The sequence below is a fragment of the Citrobacter sp. R56 genome (genome assembly GCF_016811995.1).
Classification (GTDB): domain Bacteria; phylum Pseudomonadota; class Gammaproteobacteria; order Enterobacterales; family Enterobacteriaceae; genus Citrobacter_D; species Citrobacter_D enshiensis.
The window spans coordinates 1,528,702-1,544,023 of sequence record NZ_CP069159.1 but is presented as its reverse complement, the minus strand read 5'-3'; the positions used below and the strand labels follow the sequence as shown (position 1 = coordinate 1,544,023).

At 52.8% G+C, this 15,322-nt stretch carries 10 protein-coding genes and 1 pseudogene; 7 read left to right on the top strand and 4 right to left on the bottom strand.

Annotated elements, in window-relative coordinates; genetic code table 11:
* Positions 1–76: 76 nt before the first annotated feature.
* A complete protein-coding gene (gene gyrA / locus JM656_RS07360; RefSeq protein WP_203360602.1) occupies positions 77–2,734 on the bottom strand; it encodes a DNA topoisomerase (ATP-hydrolyzing) subunit A in 2,658 nt (885 codons plus the stop codon).
* A gap of 158 nt (positions 2,735–2,892) precedes the next feature.
* Between gyrA and ubiG the strand changes: the two genes are divergently transcribed.
* The 4 genes from ubiG to yfaE all read left to right on the top strand — a co-directional run bounded on the left by ubiG (position 2,893) and on the right by yfaE (position 7,748).
* Positions 2,893–3,621, top strand: a complete 729-nt coding sequence (gene ubiG / locus JM656_RS07355) for a bifunctional 2-polyprenyl-6-hydroxyphenol methylase/3-demethylubiquinol 3-O-methyltransferase UbiG (RefSeq protein ID WP_203360601.1) — start codon at positions 2,893–2,895, stop codon at positions 3,619–3,621.
* Positions 3,622–3,955: 334 nt separating this feature from the next.
* The gene (gene nrdA, locus JM656_RS07350; RefSeq protein ID WP_203360600.1) at positions 3,956–6,241 is read left to right on the top strand and encodes a class 1a ribonucleoside-diphosphate reductase subunit alpha; all 2,286 of its coding nucleotides are present in this window, start codon (positions 3,956–3,958) and stop codon (positions 6,239–6,241) included.
* A gap of 122 nt (positions 6,242–6,363) precedes the next feature.
* A complete protein-coding gene (gene nrdB / locus JM656_RS07345; RefSeq protein WP_203360599.1) occupies positions 6,364–7,494 on the top strand; it encodes a class Ia ribonucleoside-diphosphate reductase subunit beta in 1,131 nt (376 codons plus the stop codon).
* On the top strand, positions 7,494–7,748 hold the full coding sequence (yfaE, locus tag JM656_RS07340; protein WP_162379175.1) for a class I ribonucleotide reductase maintenance protein YfaE: 255 nt from the start codon (positions 7,494–7,496) through the stop codon (positions 7,746–7,748). Before nrdB ends, yfaE begins: the two co-directional genes overlap by 1 nt.
* Positions 7,749–7,754: 6 nt before the next feature.
* Here yfaE and inaA read toward each other — a convergent pair whose 3' ends face one another.
* The 3 genes and pseudogenes from inaA to glpT form a co-directional block, all read right to left on the bottom strand.
* Entirely contained in the window at positions 7,755–8,405 is a 651-nt protein-coding gene (inaA, locus tag JM656_RS07335) for a lipopolysaccharide kinase InaA (RefSeq protein ID WP_203360598.1), read from the bottom strand.
* A gap of 285 nt (positions 8,406–8,690) precedes the next feature.
* Positions 8,691–9,595: pseudogene (glpQ, locus tag JM656_RS07330) on the bottom strand (glycerophosphodiester phosphodiesterase); the annotation flags it as partial.
* A 33-nt stretch (positions 9,596–9,628) separates the two neighbouring features.
* Positions 9,629–10,987, bottom strand: a complete 1,359-nt coding sequence (glpT, locus tag JM656_RS07325) for a glycerol-3-phosphate transporter (RefSeq protein ID WP_203360597.1) — start codon at positions 10,985–10,987, stop codon at positions 9,629–9,631.
* Between the two features lie 269 nt (positions 10,988–11,256).
* Between glpT and glpA the strand changes: the two genes are divergently transcribed.
* Genes glpA through glpC form a run of 3 tightly spaced genes read left to right on the top strand, consistent with a single transcriptional unit; the run spans position 11,257 to position 15,321 of the window.
* On the top strand, positions 11,257–12,885 hold the full coding sequence (gene glpA / locus JM656_RS07320) for an anaerobic glycerol-3-phosphate dehydrogenase subunit A (RefSeq protein ID WP_203360596.1): 1,629 nt from the start codon (positions 11,257–11,259) through the stop codon (positions 12,883–12,885).
* Positions 12,875–14,134 (top strand): glycerol-3-phosphate dehydrogenase subunit GlpB, encoded by a 1,260-nt coding sequence (gene glpB / locus JM656_RS07315; RefSeq protein ID WP_203360595.1) that lies wholly within the window; start codon positions 12,875–12,877, stop codon positions 14,132–14,134. Before glpA ends, glpB begins: the two co-directional genes overlap by 11 nt.
* Complete coding sequence (gene glpC, locus JM656_RS07310; protein ID WP_203360594.1) at positions 14,131–15,321, top strand: anaerobic glycerol-3-phosphate dehydrogenase subunit GlpC; 1,191 nt, start codon at positions 14,131–14,133, stop codon at positions 15,319–15,321. Before glpB ends, glpC begins: the two co-directional genes overlap by 4 nt.
* Position 15,322: the final 1 nt, after the last annotated feature.

Below are 15,322 nucleotides of genomic sequence, written 5' to 3'. Positions count from 1 at the left end.
TCGCCACCTCCATGGGGTGGTTTAAGGTTGATAACGAAAAAGGGCCGGAATTCCGGCCCTTTGCATATCAAGGTGATTACTCGTCAGCGTCTTCCGCTGAGTCGTCGGCATCGTCTGCGACGTCATCATCGCTTTCCACTTCCGGGGCGATGTCTTCGTCCCCTTCTGCGGCGCTACCGTCGATAGAATCCAGTTCTTCATCATCGACAGGCTCAGCAACACGCTGCAGACCCACCACGTTTTCATCTTCCGCAGTACGGATGAGGATAACGCCCTGGGTGTTACGACCCACAATGCTGATTTCCGACACGCGAGTACGCACCAGCGTACCGGCATCGGTGATCATCATAATCTGATCCGCATCGTCGACCTGCACCGCGCCGACAACAGAACCGTTACGTTCGGTGACTTTGATAGAGATAACCCCTTTCGTCGCACGCGACTTGGTTGGGTACTCTTCTACCGCCGTACGTTTACCGTAACCGTTTTGTGTTGCCGTCAGGATTGCGCCTTCACCACGTGGGATGATCAGCGAAACCACTTTGTCGCTCCCACCTAAGCGAATACCGCGAACACCGGTGGTGTTGCAACCCATCGCACGAACCGAGGCTTCCTTAAAGCGAACCACTTTACCTTCGGCAGAGAACAGCATGACTTCATCATCACCGCTGGTCAGATCCACGCCAATCAGTTCATCGCCTTCGACCAGTTTGATCGCCACTTTACCGGCGGTACGCAGACGATTGAACTCGGTCAGAACGGTTTTCTTCACCGTACCGTTGGCGGTCGCCATGAAGACTTTCACGCCTTCTTCAAACTCAGTCACCGGCAGAATCGCGGTAATACGTTCATCCTGCTCAAGCGGCAGCAGGTTGACGATCGGACGGCCACGTGCGCCACGGCTCGCTTCCGGCAGTTGATAGACTTTCATGGAGTAAACGCGGCCACGGCTGGAGAAGCACAGAATATGATCGTGCGTATTCGCCACCAGCAGTCGGTCAATAAAGTCTTCTTCTTTAATACGTGCGGCAGATTTACCTTTCCCGCCACGACGCTGCGCTTCGTACTCAGAAAGCGGCTGATACTTCACATAACCCTGGTGAGACAGCGTCACAACCACATCTTCCTGGTTGATCAGGTCTTCAAGGTTGATGTCCGCGCTGTTGGCGGTGATTTCAGTACGACGCTTATCGCCAAACTGCTCGCGAATCAATTCCATCTCTTCGCGAATCACTTCCATCAGACGGTCGGCGCTGCCCAGAATGTGCAACAGTTCCGCGATCTGCTCCAGCAGCTCTTTGTACTCATCGAGCAGTTTTTCGTGCTCAAGGCCGGTCAGTTTCTGCAAACGCAGATCCAGGATCGCCTGTGCCTGCTGTTCGGTCAGATAGTATTGACCGTCACGCACGCCGAACTCTGGCTCCAGCCATTCAGGACGTGCCGCGTCATCACCCGCACGTTCCAGCATGGCAGCCACGTTGCCCAGATCCCAGGAGCGCGCGATCAATGCCGCTTTTGCTTCCGCAGGCGTTGGCGCACGACGGATAAGCTCAATGATTGGGTCAATGTTCGCCAGCGCAATCGCCAGTGCTTCGAGGATATGCGCACGATCGCGGGCTTTACGCAGTTCAAAAATAGTACGGCGAGTCACCACTTCACGACGGTGACGCACGAACGCAGAAATAATGTCTTTCAGGTTCATGATCTTCGGCTGGCCATGGTGCAAGGCAACCATGTTGATACCGAAGGAGACCTGCAACTGCGTCTGGGAATAGAGGTTATTCAGTACCACTTCCCCGACCGCATCGCGTTTGATTTCAATCACGATGCGCATACCGTCTTTGTCAGACTCGTCACGCAGCGCGCTGATACCTTCAACGCGTTTTTCTTTCACCAGTTCAGCAATCTTTTCGATCAGGCGCGCTTTGTTCACCTGGTAAGGGATTTCATGAACGATGATGGTTTCGCGACCGGTTTTCGCGTCAGCTTCCACTTCCGCGCGAGCGCGAATGTACACTTTACCGCGACCGGTACGATAGGCTTCTTCAATGCCGCGACGGCCATTGATGATCGCCGCTGTCGGGAAGTCCGGGCCAGGAATGTGTTCCATCAGGCCTTCGACCGAGATGTCTTCGTCGTCGATATACGCCAGGCAGCCGTTGATCACTTCCGTCAGGTTATGTGGCGGGATGTTGGTCGCCATACCAACGGCGATACCGGACGAACCGTTCACCAGCAGGTTAGGAATTTTGGTCGGCATAACATCTGGAATTCTTTCGGTGCCGTCGTAGTTATCGACGAAATCCACCGTCTCTTTTTCCAGGTCTGCCATTATCTCGTGGGCGATTTTCGACATACGGATTTCCGTATAACGCATCGCTGCGGCGGAATCGCCATCGACAGAACCGAAGTTACCCTGGCCGTCAACCAGCATGTAACGCAAGGAGAATGGCTGCGCCATACGAACAATAGTGTCATAAACGGCAGTATCACCATGAGGGTGGTATTTACCGATTACGTCACCAACGACACGGGCAGATTTTTTGTAGGCTTTGTTCCAGTCATTGCCCAATACGTTCATGGCGTAAAGAACGCGACGGTGTACCGGCTTCAGGCCATCTCGGACATCCGGAAGCGCACGGCCAACAATGACCGACATCGCATAATCCAGATAGGAGCTCTTCAGCTCTTCCTCAATGTTGACCGGTGTAATTTCTCTCGCAAGGTCGCTCATCTAACCGCTATCCCTCTACTGTTTCCCGGATTCAAAGGTCGCAAATTATAACACAACCACGCTAATACAGGTAAACGGATTGCCTCCTCGAGAGGCTTTATTCGTCCCGTCAGGCTGATATACTCATCTGTCTTGCCAAATAAGGAGTAGAAGCACCCATGAATGCCGAAAAACCCCCGGTAACCCACAACGTTGACCATGAAGAAATTGCCAAGTTTGAAGCAGTCGCGTCGCGCTGGTGGGATCTTGAGGGAGAATTTAAGCCTCTGCACCGCATTAACCCTTTGCGTCTGGGCTACATTACCGAGCGCTCAGGCGGCCTGTTTGGTAAAAAGGTGCTCGATGTCGGTTGTGGCGGGGGCATTCTGGCAGAGAGCATGGCGCGTGAGGGCGCAACGGTCACTGGTCTCGATATGGGCTTTGAGCCGCTACAGGTGGCAAAATTGCATGCGCTGGAAAGCGGCATCCAGGTGGAATACGTGCAGGAAACCGTCGAGGAACATGCGGCGAAACATGCGCATCAGTACGATGTCGTGACCTGTATGGAAATGCTGGAGCATGTTCCTGATCCGCAATCGGTCGTCAGGGCGTGCGCGCAGTTAGTGAAACCCGGCGGCGAGGTCTTTTTCTCCACGCTGAATCGCAACGGGAAATCCTGGTTAATGGCCGTTGTGGGCGCTGAGTATATTTTGCGCATGGTGCCCAAAGGTACGCACGATGTGAAAAAATTTATTAAACCGGCTGAACTGTTAAGCTGGGTTGATCAGACGGAACTCAAAGAACGTCACATGACCGGGTTGCATTACAATCCGATCACCAATTCGTTCAAGTTAGGCCCAGGCGTTGATGTTAACTACATGTTGCATACAACGGCCAAAAACGACTAACGTCATCAACTATTCTTATAAAGATTGCGCTGCGTCATAAGGCGCAATCTTTTTCTTAGCCGAAGAAATCAGCACTCGATCAAATTTTCATTTTTTTTCGCGAAATCTTGACATGGCCTCCAGGCCTTATAAGACGCGCACTTAGCGTTTCTTACCCTTTTGCAACCTCAATTTAACCTCAAAATCAACTCTTGTACTGAAAAGAATCCCTACTAGAATACTCACCATATAGCGTTTCATTTAACACCCAACCCCTATATATAGTATTTATCCACAGAGTTAGTCACAAGTGGATAAGCCAGGGGATATTTTTTCTTTCACGGACAGGTAAAACATGAATCAGAGTCTGCTGGTGACAAAGCGTGATGGTAGTACAGAGCGCATCAATCTCGACAAAATCCACCGAGTTCTGGATTGGGCGGCAGAAGGACTGAATAACGTATCGATTTCTCAGGTTGAACTGCGCTCCCACATTCAATTTTACGACGGTATTAAGACCTCCGATATTCACGAAACGATCATCAAAGCTGCTGCGGATCTGATCTCGCGCGACGCTCCGGATTATCAGTATCTGGCTGCGCGTCTGGCGATCTTCCATCTGCGTAAGAAAGCGTATGGTGAGTTTGAACCGCCCAAACTGTTCGATCATGTCACTAAAATGGTTGAGATGGGTAAATACGACAATCATCTGCTGGAAGACTACACGGAAGAAGAGTTCAAGCAGATGGATTCGTTTATCGTGCATGACCGCGATATGACCTTCTCCTACGCCGCTGTAAAGCAGTTAGAAGGTAAATACCTGGTACAAAACCGCGTCACCGGTGAAATCTACGAAAGCGCGCAGTTCCTCTATATTCTGGTTGCGGCTTGCCTGTTCTCTAACTATCCGCGTGAAACCCGTCTCGAATACGTCAAACGTTTTTACGACGCGGTCTCCACGTTCAAGATTTCTCTGCCTACGCCGATCATGTCTGGCGTGCGTACCCCGACGCGTCAGTTCAGCTCCTGTGTGCTGATCGAGTGCGGCGACAGCCTGGACTCCATCAATGCCACCTCCAGCGCGATTGTGAAATACGTTTCCCAGCGTGCCGGTATCGGTATCAACGCCGGTCGCATCCGTGCGCTGGGTAGCCCGATTCGCGGCGGTGAAGCCTTCCACACCGGTTGTATCCCGTTCTACAAACACTTCCAGACGGCGGTGAAATCCTGCTCTCAGGGCGGTGTGCGCGGCGGTGCGGCAACGCTGTTCTACCCGATGTGGCATCTGGAAGTCGAAAGCCTGCTGGTGTTGAAAAACAACCGTGGCGTTGAAGGCAACCGCGTGCGTCACATGGACTACGGCGTACAGATCAACAAACTGATGTATACCCGTCTGCTGAAAGGCGAAGACATTACCCTGTTCAGCCCGTCTGACGTCCCGGGCCTGTACGATGCCTTCTTCGCCGATCAGGATGAATTTGAGCGCCTGTACACCCGATACGAAAAAGACGACAGCATCCGTAAGCAACGTGTTAAAGCCGTTGAGTTGTTCTCGCTGATGATGCAGGAGCGTGCTTCTACAGGCCGTATCTATATTCAGAACGTCGACCACTGCAACACCCACAGCCCGTTTGATCCTCAGGTTGCGCCGGTACGCCAGTCTAACCTGTGCCTGGAAATCGCACTGCCGACCAAGCCGCTGACTGACGTCAACGATGAGAACGGCGAAATTGCGCTGTGTACCCTTTCCGCGTTCAATCTGGGTGCAATCAATAGCCTTGATGAACTGGAAGAGCTTGCCGTGCTGGCCGTTCGTGCGCTGGATGCGCTGCTGGATTATCAGGACTACCCGATCCCGGCCGCCAAACGCGGCGCGATGGGACGTCGTACCCTCGGTATTGGCGTGATCAACTACGCCTACTGGCTGGCGAAAAACGGCAAGCGTTACTCTGACGGCAGCGCAAATAACCTGACCCACAAAACGTTTGAAGCCATTCAGTATTACCTGCTGAAAGCCTCTAATGAACTGGCGAAAGAGCAAGGTGCCTGCCCGTGGTTTAACGAAACCACTTACGCGCAAGGGATCCTGCCGATCGACACCTATAAGAAAGATCTCGATGCGGTCGTCAATGAACCGCTGCACCTTGACTGGGAAGCCCTGCGCGAATCCGTCAAGACGCACGGTCTGCGTAACTCCACGCTTTCAGCCCTGATGCCGTCCGAGACCTCTTCGCAGATCTCCAATGCCACCAACGGCATTGAGCCGCCGCGCGGTCATGTCAGTATCAAGGCCTCGAAGGATGGCGTTCTGCGCCAGGTTGTCCCTGATTATGAATCGCTGAAAGACGCGTATGAGCTGCTGTGGGAAATGCCGAATAACGACGGTTACCTGCAACTGGTAGGCATCATGCAGAAATTTATCGATCAGGCGATTTCCGCCAATACCAACTACGACCCGACGCGTTTCCCGTCAGGCAAAGTGCCGATGCAACAGTTGTTGAAAGACCTGCTTACCGCCTATAAATTTGGCGTGAAAACGCTGTACTATCACAACACGCGTGACGGTGCAGAAGATGCGCAGGACGATCTGGCGCCTTCTATTCAGGATGACGGCTGCGAAAGCGGTGCGTGTAAGATTTAATTTTTTGCCTTTTGCCGGATGGCGGCGTAACCGCCTTATCCGGCCTACAAAACATTTTGAGGCGTTGTAGGCCGGGTAAGCGAAGCGCCACCCGGCATTACACTCCTACAGGACTCACTTCAATGGCATATACCACCTTTTCACAGACGAAAAACGACCAGCTCAAAGAGCCGATGTTTTTCGGTCAGCCGGTCAACGTGGCACGCTACGATCAGCAAAAATATGACATCTTCGAAAAGCTGATCGAAAAGCAGCTCTCTTTTTTCTGGCGTCCGGAAGAAGTTGACGTTTCTCGCGATCGTATCGACTACCACTCCTTGCCCGATCACGAAAAACATATTTTTATCAGCAACCTGAAGTATCAGACATTGCTGGATTCTATCCAGGGACGTAGCCCAAACGTGGCGCTCCTGCCGCTCATCTCCATTCCTGAGCTGGAAACCTGGGTAGAAACATGGGCCTTCTCCGAGACGATCCACTCTCGTTCGTACACCCATATTATTCGTAATATCGTTAACGAACCGGCCGTTGTTTTTGATGACATCGTCACTAACGAGCAGATTCAGAAACGTGCGGAAGGTATTTCGCATTACTACGATGAATTGATTGAAATGACCAGCTACTGGCATCTGCTGGGCGAAGGCACCCACAACGTGAACGGCAAAACCGTGACCGTCAATCTGCGCGCGTTGAAAAAACAGCTGTACCTGTGCCTGATGAGCGTTAACGCCCTGGAAGCCATCCGTTTCTATGTCAGCTTTGCCTGCTCTTTTGCCTTCGCAGAACGCAAATTGATGGAAGGTAACGCCAAAATCATTCGCCTGATCGCCCGTGATGAAGCTCTGCATCTGACCGGAACGCAGCATATGCTTAATCTGCTACGCAGCGGTGTCGACGATCCGGAAATGGCGGAAATTGCCCAAGAGTGCCAGCAAGAGTGCTATGACTTGTTTGTGCTGGCCGCGCAGCAGGAAAAAGAGTGGGCCGATTATCTGTTCCGCGACGGCTCAATGATTGGTCTGAATAAAGATATTCTGTGCCAGTACGTCGAGTACATCACGAATATTCGTATGCAGGCGGTTGGGCTGGATCTGCCTTTTAAAACGCGTTCAAACCCGATCCCCTGGATCAACACCTGGCTGGTCTCTGATAACGTACAGGTTGCGCCGCAGGAAGTCGAAGTCAGCTCTTACCTGGTCGGGCAGATCGACTCCGAAGTCGACACCGACGACCTGAGCAACTTCCAGCTCTGATGGGACGTGTTACGCTTCGCATAACTGGCACACAATTGCTGTGCCAGGATGAACACCCTTCCCTGCTCACCGCGCTCGAATCGCATAACGTCAACGTTGAGTATCAGTGCCGGGAAGGTTATTGCGGTTCCTGCCGAATTCGACTGGTCGCAGGTCAGGTTGACTGGATTGCAGAACCTCTGGCCTTTGTTCAACCAGGGGAAATCTTGCCCTGCTGTTGCAAGGCAAGAGGCGATATCGAACTTGAAATGTAGTGTGCGTTACAGCGTGTAGTAATGCGCTTTCACCTGTTCCCAATCCGCTTTCGGGATCGGATCAAGATATTTTTCCAGCTGTGAAAAATCATGATTAGCCGCTTTATGGCGACGTAAACGACGGCGGCTTTTTTCAAGATCCAGGAAACCGGCCTCAACCGTACCGTCAGTTTTCACGTAGATATGACGAACGTAGCAGCACCCATGCTGGCGATTCACGCTGTGCATCTTTTTAAAGGCGACAGCCACGGCTTTCAGCATGGCTTCACGCACATCATCAGGAAACGGCGTCTCGGCATGTTGATGATACCAGTCAGCGATACTGATAAAGCCCGCCATGTCTTCTGTGACCAGCAGTGCACGCCATTCACCCTCTACTTTTGTCGCTTCGCCGTAGATGATTTCAGGCACGATAACGCCCGCGCTTTTCAACTTTTTGATTACCGCGATTTCACGAACAATGGTCGGGCGGCCAAAAGGATAACGGACAGAGTGGAAAAGGTGTTGGGTCATGCGTTTAACATAAACTTTCTTGCCGTTACGCTCCACGCACTGCACACCACTCATTCCATTACGACGGTAGTTAGGTTCTTCGACCCAATCGCCTTCTGTTGCCCACCAGCGCTCAAATTCGTTGTGTGTTGCTGACAATGTCATACCCTACCGCCCGTTATTCTGACCCGATAATATTTCAGGCGATAATATAAATGTTTAAGTTAAGTAAATCTTAAGATATTCGTGCTGAATGGTGGATTTCTGCGTAAAACACCAATGCGCCGCCATAATTCATTTCATTCATAACCCAAACACACTTCAAATGATGATTTATTTCCGGCTGACTCAGAGAATTCATTAGCAACCTTTGAGTAAAAAAAACTGCACCTTACTTAGTGGACTTTCCACCTTTGGGGTGCAGTTTCGATGCGCTAACCGCGCGAGCCGTTATTTTTTATTCAGGAACATGACCGCTTTGTCCGGGAAGTCGGTGAACAACCCGTCAACACCGGCCTGGTTATACAGAATATCGTAAAGCTGGTTTACGTCAGTCGCATAGTCCGGAAACTGGTCAGCACGAACGGTAAAATGATGCACCACCATCTTATTCTGATGAGCGTCCTGTACCATGCCTGTCAGCCGGATATTCCCTTTCTTAGACTTTTCATCAACCAGCATATGGTAGTCTGGGCCGATGCCATCAGCATATTCCGCGATTTGCTTCATCGCACCTGGCTTAAATATCCAGTCGTAGTTGTAATTCACCCAACTGCCGTCCGCCTGTTTCTGCTGAGTTTCGTTCCAGTCAGTGTACGCAATCAGCTGAACCAGGTTGAGATCCATCCCCATTTTCGGTTCCAGCTCATGTTTGATGCGTTTCAGTTCCGCCACATCAAAACACTGCAAATAGACGTTATCCTTTTTACCGGTGTAACCGTACTTTTTCAGTACCTCCAGGGTTTTCGCCGCGATGTCCTTCCCTTCCTGGTGATGGAACCACGGTGCTTTCATTTCCGGATAAATACCGATGTTCTTACCGGTCGAGTGATTCAATCCCTGAACAAACTCGATCTCTTCTTCAAAGGTATGAACACGGAAATCAGATTTCCCCATCGGGAAACGCCCTGGATAAGTCTGCACTTTTTACCGTTTTCAATGTCGAAGCCTTCGGTAAATTTCAGCGACTTAATTTCATCCAGCGTAAAGTCGATGGCGTAGTAACGACCGTCTTTACGCGCACGGTCTGGAAAACGTTCGGCAACATCGGTGACCCGGTCAAGATAATGGTCATGGAGGACGACTAAATGGTCGTCCTTTGTCATCACCTAATCCTGTTCCAGATAATCAGCGCCATGCTCAGGTTCTTTAGCGTCGTTTTCATTTGATTAACTCCCGCTCCGTTTCAGCGTCAGCTCTTCGTGATGACGTTTTTCGCCAATCATCACAACAACGAGCAGAATCACCGCCAGCACGCTGCCGCCGATCATCACCATGAAGCCGCCGTCCCAGCCGAAGAAGTCAACGGTGTAACCCACAATGGCGCTCGCCGCCACGGAGCCACCCAGATAACCGAACAAGCCGGTAAAGCCCGCCGCTGTACCTGCCGCTTTTTTCGGTGCCAGTTCAAGGGCGTGCAAACCAATCAGCATGACCGGGCCATAGATAAGGAAGCCGATAACGATCATACATGCCATATCCACACCTGGATTACCCGCCGGGTTCATCCAGTAGACGATAGTGGCGATAGTCACCAGCGTCATAAAGAACACGCCTGTTGCCCCACGGTTACCACGGAAGACTTTATCCGACATCCAGCCGCACAGCAGCGTGCCCGGAATACCGGCATATTCATAAAGGAAGTAAGCCCAGGAGGATTTATCCAGCGCGAAATGTTTCACTTCCTTCAGATAGGTCGGCGACCAGTCGAGGATGCCGTAGCGCAGCAGATAGACAAACACGTTAGCAATCGCGATGTACCACAACAGTTTGTTCGGCAACACGTACTGCATAAAGATTTGCTTCGCCGTCAGCTCTTCTTCTGCATTTTCGTTGTAATCGTCCGGGTAGTCGTTTTTGTACTCTTCGATAGGCGGTAAGCCACAGGATTGCGGGGTATCGCGCATCATGGCAAAGGCAAAGAGCGCGATAACAATCGCACCGAACGCCGGCATGTAAAGCGCCGCTTTCCAGTCGTTAAACCAGGCCATACCCAGCAGGAACAGCAGCGGTGGAATACCGCCGCCCACGTTATGCGCGCAGTTCCAGACAGAAACAATACCGCCACGCTCTTTCTGTGACCACCAGTGCACCATCGTGCGGCCACACGGCGGCCATCCCATCCCCTGGAACCAGCCGCAGAGGAACAACAGAACGAACATAATGGCGATACTGGACGTTGCCCACGGTACAAAGCCCATGAACAACATCACTGCCGCCGCCAGTATCAGGCCCGCAGGCAGGAACACGCGCGGATTCGAACGGTCAGAAACTGACCCCATGATGAACTTTGAAAAACCATAAGCGATAGAGATCCCGGACAAGGCAAAACCAAGATCGCCACGGGAAAAGCCCTGCTCGACCAGATACGGCATCGCCAGAGCAAAGTTTTTACGTACCAGATAGTACGCAGCGTAGCCAAAGAAAATCCCCAAAAATATTTGCCAGCGCAACCGACGATACGTCGGGTCGATCTCCGCCGCTGGCAAACGCGCACTATGCGGCGCGGGTTTAAAAATACTTAACATATGTAGCCTCCGTGGCCGTATTTAGTTTGAGATAGACACCGCAGTTCGTTCAAACAGCCCCTCTGCTCCCAGTGTGGCCGCGATGTTAAGGAAAGATACATGTCGTTAATGTGAATTACAGCACATATTGTTACGGAATTATGACAAATGTTCAAAAAGGCGCACGAAATCACGTTTCATTTTCGAATAATGCGCGATTATGCGCGAAATCAAACAAACCATGATTTTTATGTGGCTAAATGATAAAAAACGAACAATGAGGAAAAACAATGAAAACGCGCGACTCGCAATCAGGTGACGTGATTATCATTGGCGGAGGGGCCACAGGTGCAGGGATCGCCCGCGACTGTGCGCTGCGCGGATTGCGCGTCATCTTAGTAGAACGCCATGACATCGCGACTGGCGCAACAGGCCGTAACCACGGGTTGCTGCACAGCGGCGCGCGTTACGCGGTGACGGATGCCGAATCCGCGCGCGAGTGTATTAGCGAAAATCAGATCCTGAAAAGGATCGCTCGCCATTGTGTCGAACCAACCGACGGCCTTTTTATTACCCTACCCGAAGATGAATTATCCTTTCAGGCTACCTTTATTCGCGCCTGTGAAGAGGCGGGGATCCGCGCTGAGGCGATTGATCCCCAACAGGCGCGAATCATTGAACCTGCGGTTAACCCCGCGCTGATTGGTGCCGTTAAAGTGCCGGATGGCACGGTTGATCCATTCCGTTTGACCGCCGCCAACATGCTGGACGCGAAAGAGCATGGCGCAACCATTTTGACAGCGCACGAGGTGACAGGGTTAATTCGCGAAGGAGCAACGGTGTGTGGCGTCAACGTGCGCAACCATCTGACAGGCGAAACCCAGTCTCTGCACGCACCGGTCGTGGTGAACGCCGCCGGAATTTGGGGTCAGCGCATCGCCGAGTATGCCGACCTCAGTATCCGCATGTTCCCGGCGAAAGGTTCGCTGCTGATCATGGACCACCGTATTAACCAGCATGTGATCAACCGCTGCCGTAAACCGTCCGATGCCGATATTCTGGTCCCCGGCGATACCATTTCACTCATCGGTACGACCTCGACACATATCGATTACAACGAGATTGACAGCAACCGCGTGACCGCCGAAGAGGTTGATATCCTGCTGCGCGAAGGTGAGAAGCTGGCACCAGTAATGGCGAAAACGCGCATTCTACGCGCATACTCCGGTGTGCGCCCGCTGGTCGCCAGTGACGATGATCCGAGCGGGCGTAACGTCAGCCGTGGCATTGTGCTGTTTGACCACGCCCAACGTGATGGACTGGACGGCTTTATCACCATTACCGGCGGGAAGCTGATGACCTACCGCCTGATGGCGGAATGGGCAACCGACGCCGTTTGCCGCAAACTGGGCAACAGTCGTCCCTGCGTCACGGCGCAAACCGCGCTGCCTGGCTCGCAGGAACCCACTGAAAATACGCTACGCCGCATCATTTCCCTGCCCGCGCCGTTGCGCGGTTCTGCCGTCTATCGCCATGGCGATCGTACGCCAGCATGGCTCAGCGAAGGGCGTCAGCATCGCAGTCTGGTCTGTGAATGCGAAGCGGTCACTGCCGGTGAGGTTCAGTACGCAGTCGAAAATTTAACGGTGAACAGCCTACTGGATTTACGTCGCCGTACCCGTGTCGGGATGGGAACCTGTCAGGGCGAACTGTGCGCCTGTCGTGCCGCCGGTCTGCTACAACGTTTTAATGTCACCACCGCCGCGCAATCTATCACCCAGCTTTCTGAATTCCTCAATGAACGCTGGAAAGGGGTACAACCTATTGCCTGGGGTGATGCGCTGCGCGAGAGTGAATTCACCCGCTGGGTATATCAGGGATTATGCGGTCTGGAGAAGGAGCAGCAGAATGAAATTTGATACGGTCATTATGGGCGGTGGTCTCGCCGGATTACTGTGCGGCCTGCAACTGCAAAAAAGCGGACTCCGCTGCGCTATCGTTACCCGTGGTCAAAGCGCGCTGCATTTTTCCTCCGGTTCGTTGGATCTCCTGAGTACGTTGCCGGATGGTCAGCCCGTCACCGATATCAAAACGGGTCTGGAATTATTGCAGGCGCAAGCGCCTGCTCATCCCTACTCCACCATCGGCTCACAACATGTGCTGAATCTGGCACAACAAGCGCAGGACTTGCTGGAAGCGTGCGGCGCCCGTTTACACGGCGACGTTTTGCAAGCGCATCAGCGTGTCACACCGCTGGGCACCTTGCGAACGACCTGGCTCAGTTCACCGGAAGTGCCAGTCTGGCCGCTTGCCGCCCAACGCATTCGTGTGGTGGGGGTAAGCGGCCTGCTGGATTTTCAGGCGCACCTTGCGGCCGCCTCTTTGCGCCAACTCGGCCTTGAGGTCGAAACCGCAGAAATTGATCTCCCCGAACTGGATGTCCTGCGCGATAACCCGACCGAATTTCGCGCGGTGAACATCGCCCGTTTGCTGGATAACAAAGAAAAGTGGCCGCTTTTGTATGAAGCGTTGCTGCCGGTCGCGAAATCCGGCGAGATGATCATTATGCCAGCCTGCTTCGGACTGGTGGACGATACACTCTGGCGCTGGCTTAATGAACAGCTACCCTGCTCGCTGACGCTACTTCCCACCCTACCGCCTTCCGTTCTGGGAATGCGTCTGCACAATCAACTGCAGCGTCAGTTCGTGCGCCAGGGCGGGATCTGGATGCCGGGTGATGAAGTGAAAAAAGTGACCTGTAAAAATGGCGTCGTGAGCGAAATCTGGACCCGCAACCATGCCGATATTCCACTGCGCCCTCGCTTTGCGGTGCTCGCCAGCGGCAGTTTCTTTAGCAGTGGTCTGGTAGCCGGTCGCGAGGGTATTCGCGAACCTATTCTCGGGCTGGATGTTCAACAAACGGCAACCCGCGCCGAATGGTATCAACGTGATTTCTTTGACCCGCAGCCATGGCAACAGTTTGGCGTTACCACCGATAGCGCGCTTCGTCCATCGCTTGCCGGTAAAACAGTAGAGAACCTGTTTGCCGTAGGTTCAGTTCTCAGTGGTTTCGACCCTATCGCCCAGGGCTGTGGCGGCGGCGTATGCGCAGTCAGCGCATTACATGCCGCTCATCAAATAGCAGAACGTGCCGGAGGCCAGCAATGAGCGACACGCGTTTTGAAAGTTGTATCAAATGCACGGTGTGCACCACCGCGTGCCCGGTGAGTCGGGTCAATCCCAGTTATCCTGGCCCCAAACAGGCCGGACCGGACGGTGAGCGTCTGCGCCTGAAAGACGGTGCGCTGTATGACGAAGCACTGAAATACTGTATCAACTGCAAGCGCTGTGAAGTTGCCTGCCCGTCGGACGTCAAAATTGGCGATATCATCCAGCGCGCACGCGCGAAATATGACACCACGCGTCCGTCGCTGCGTAACTTCATTCTGAGCCATACCGATCTGATGGGCAGCGTCTCCACGCCGTTCGCGCCGGTAGTGAATACGGCCACATCGTTGAAGCCCGTACGTCAGTTGCTCGATTATGCGCTGAAAATCGATCATCGCCGCACATTGCCGAAATACTCTTTTGGCACGTTCCGTCGCTGGTATCGCAACGTGGCGGCACAACAATCGCAATACAAAGATCAGGTCGCTTTCTTCCACGGCTGTTTCGTTAACTACAACCATCCGCAGCTGGGTAAAGATTTGATCAAGGTGCTCAATGCGATGGGCACCGGCGTGCAGTTACTGAGTAAAGAGAAATGCTGCGGCGTGCCGCTGATCGCCAATGGTTTTACCGACAAAGCGCGCAAACAGGCGATCAGCAATGTTGAGTCGCTACGCGAAGCCATCGGTGTGAAAGGCATTCCGGTGATTGCCACCTCTTCAACCTGTACCTTTGCCCTGCGCGATGAGTATCCCGAAGTGCTGGACGTGGATAACGCGGGCTTGCGTGAGCACATTGAGCTGGCGACCCGCTGGCTGTGGCGCAAACTGGATGAAGGGAAAACCCTGCCGCTGAAAACACTACCGCTCAAAGTGGTCTACCACACGCCGTGCCATATGGAAAAAATGGGCTGGACGCTCTACACGCTGGAGTTGCTGCGCAAAATTCCGGGTCTGGAGTTAACCGTGCTGGACTCCCAGTGTTGTGGGATTGCCGGTACATACGGTTTTAAAAAGGAAAACTACCCGACATCGCAGTCTATCGGTGCCCCGCTGTTTCAGCAGATTGAAGAGAGCGGCGCAGATATCGTGGTCACCGACTGCGAAACCTGTAAATGGCAAATCGAGATGTCCACCAGCAAACGCTGCGAACATCCGATCACGCTGTTAGCACAAGCGCTGGGTTAAT

What these genes read in the sequence shown, in the direction of transcription:
- glpB (WP_203360595.1), top strand. Translation starts at nt 12,875, where the DNA reads ATGAAATTTGATACGGTCATTATGGGCGGTGGTCTCGCCGGATTACTG.
- gyrA (WP_203360602.1), bottom strand. Translation starts at nt 2,734, where the DNA reads ATGAGCGACCTTGCGAGAGAAATTACACCGGTCAACATTGAGGAAGAG.
- nrdA (WP_203360600.1), top strand. Translation starts at nt 3,956, where the DNA reads ATGAATCAGAGTCTGCTGGTGACAAAGCGTGATGGTAGTACAGAGCGC.
- nrdB (WP_203360599.1), top strand. Translation starts at nt 6,364, where the DNA reads ATGGCATATACCACCTTTTCACAGACGAAAAACGACCAGCTCAAAGAG.
- inaA (WP_203360598.1), bottom strand. Translation starts at nt 8,405, where the DNA reads ATGACATTGTCAGCAACACACAACGAATTTGAGCGCTGGTGGGCAACA.
- glpC (WP_203360594.1), top strand. Translation starts at nt 14,131, where the DNA reads ATGAGCGACACGCGTTTTGAAAGTTGTATCAAATGCACGGTGTGCACC.
- glpT (WP_203360597.1), bottom strand. Translation starts at nt 10,987, where the DNA reads ATGTTAAGTATTTTTAAACCCGCGCCGCATAGTGCGCGTTTGCCAGCG.
- ubiG (WP_203360601.1), top strand. Translation starts at nt 2,893, where the DNA reads ATGAATGCCGAAAAACCCCCGGTAACCCACAACGTTGACCATGAAGAA.
- glpA (WP_203360596.1), top strand. Translation starts at nt 11,257, where the DNA reads ATGAAAACGCGCGACTCGCAATCAGGTGACGTGATTATCATTGGCGGA.
- yfaE (WP_162379175.1), top strand. Translation starts at nt 7,494, where the DNA reads ATGGGACGTGTTACGCTTCGCATAACTGGCACACAATTGCTGTGCCAG.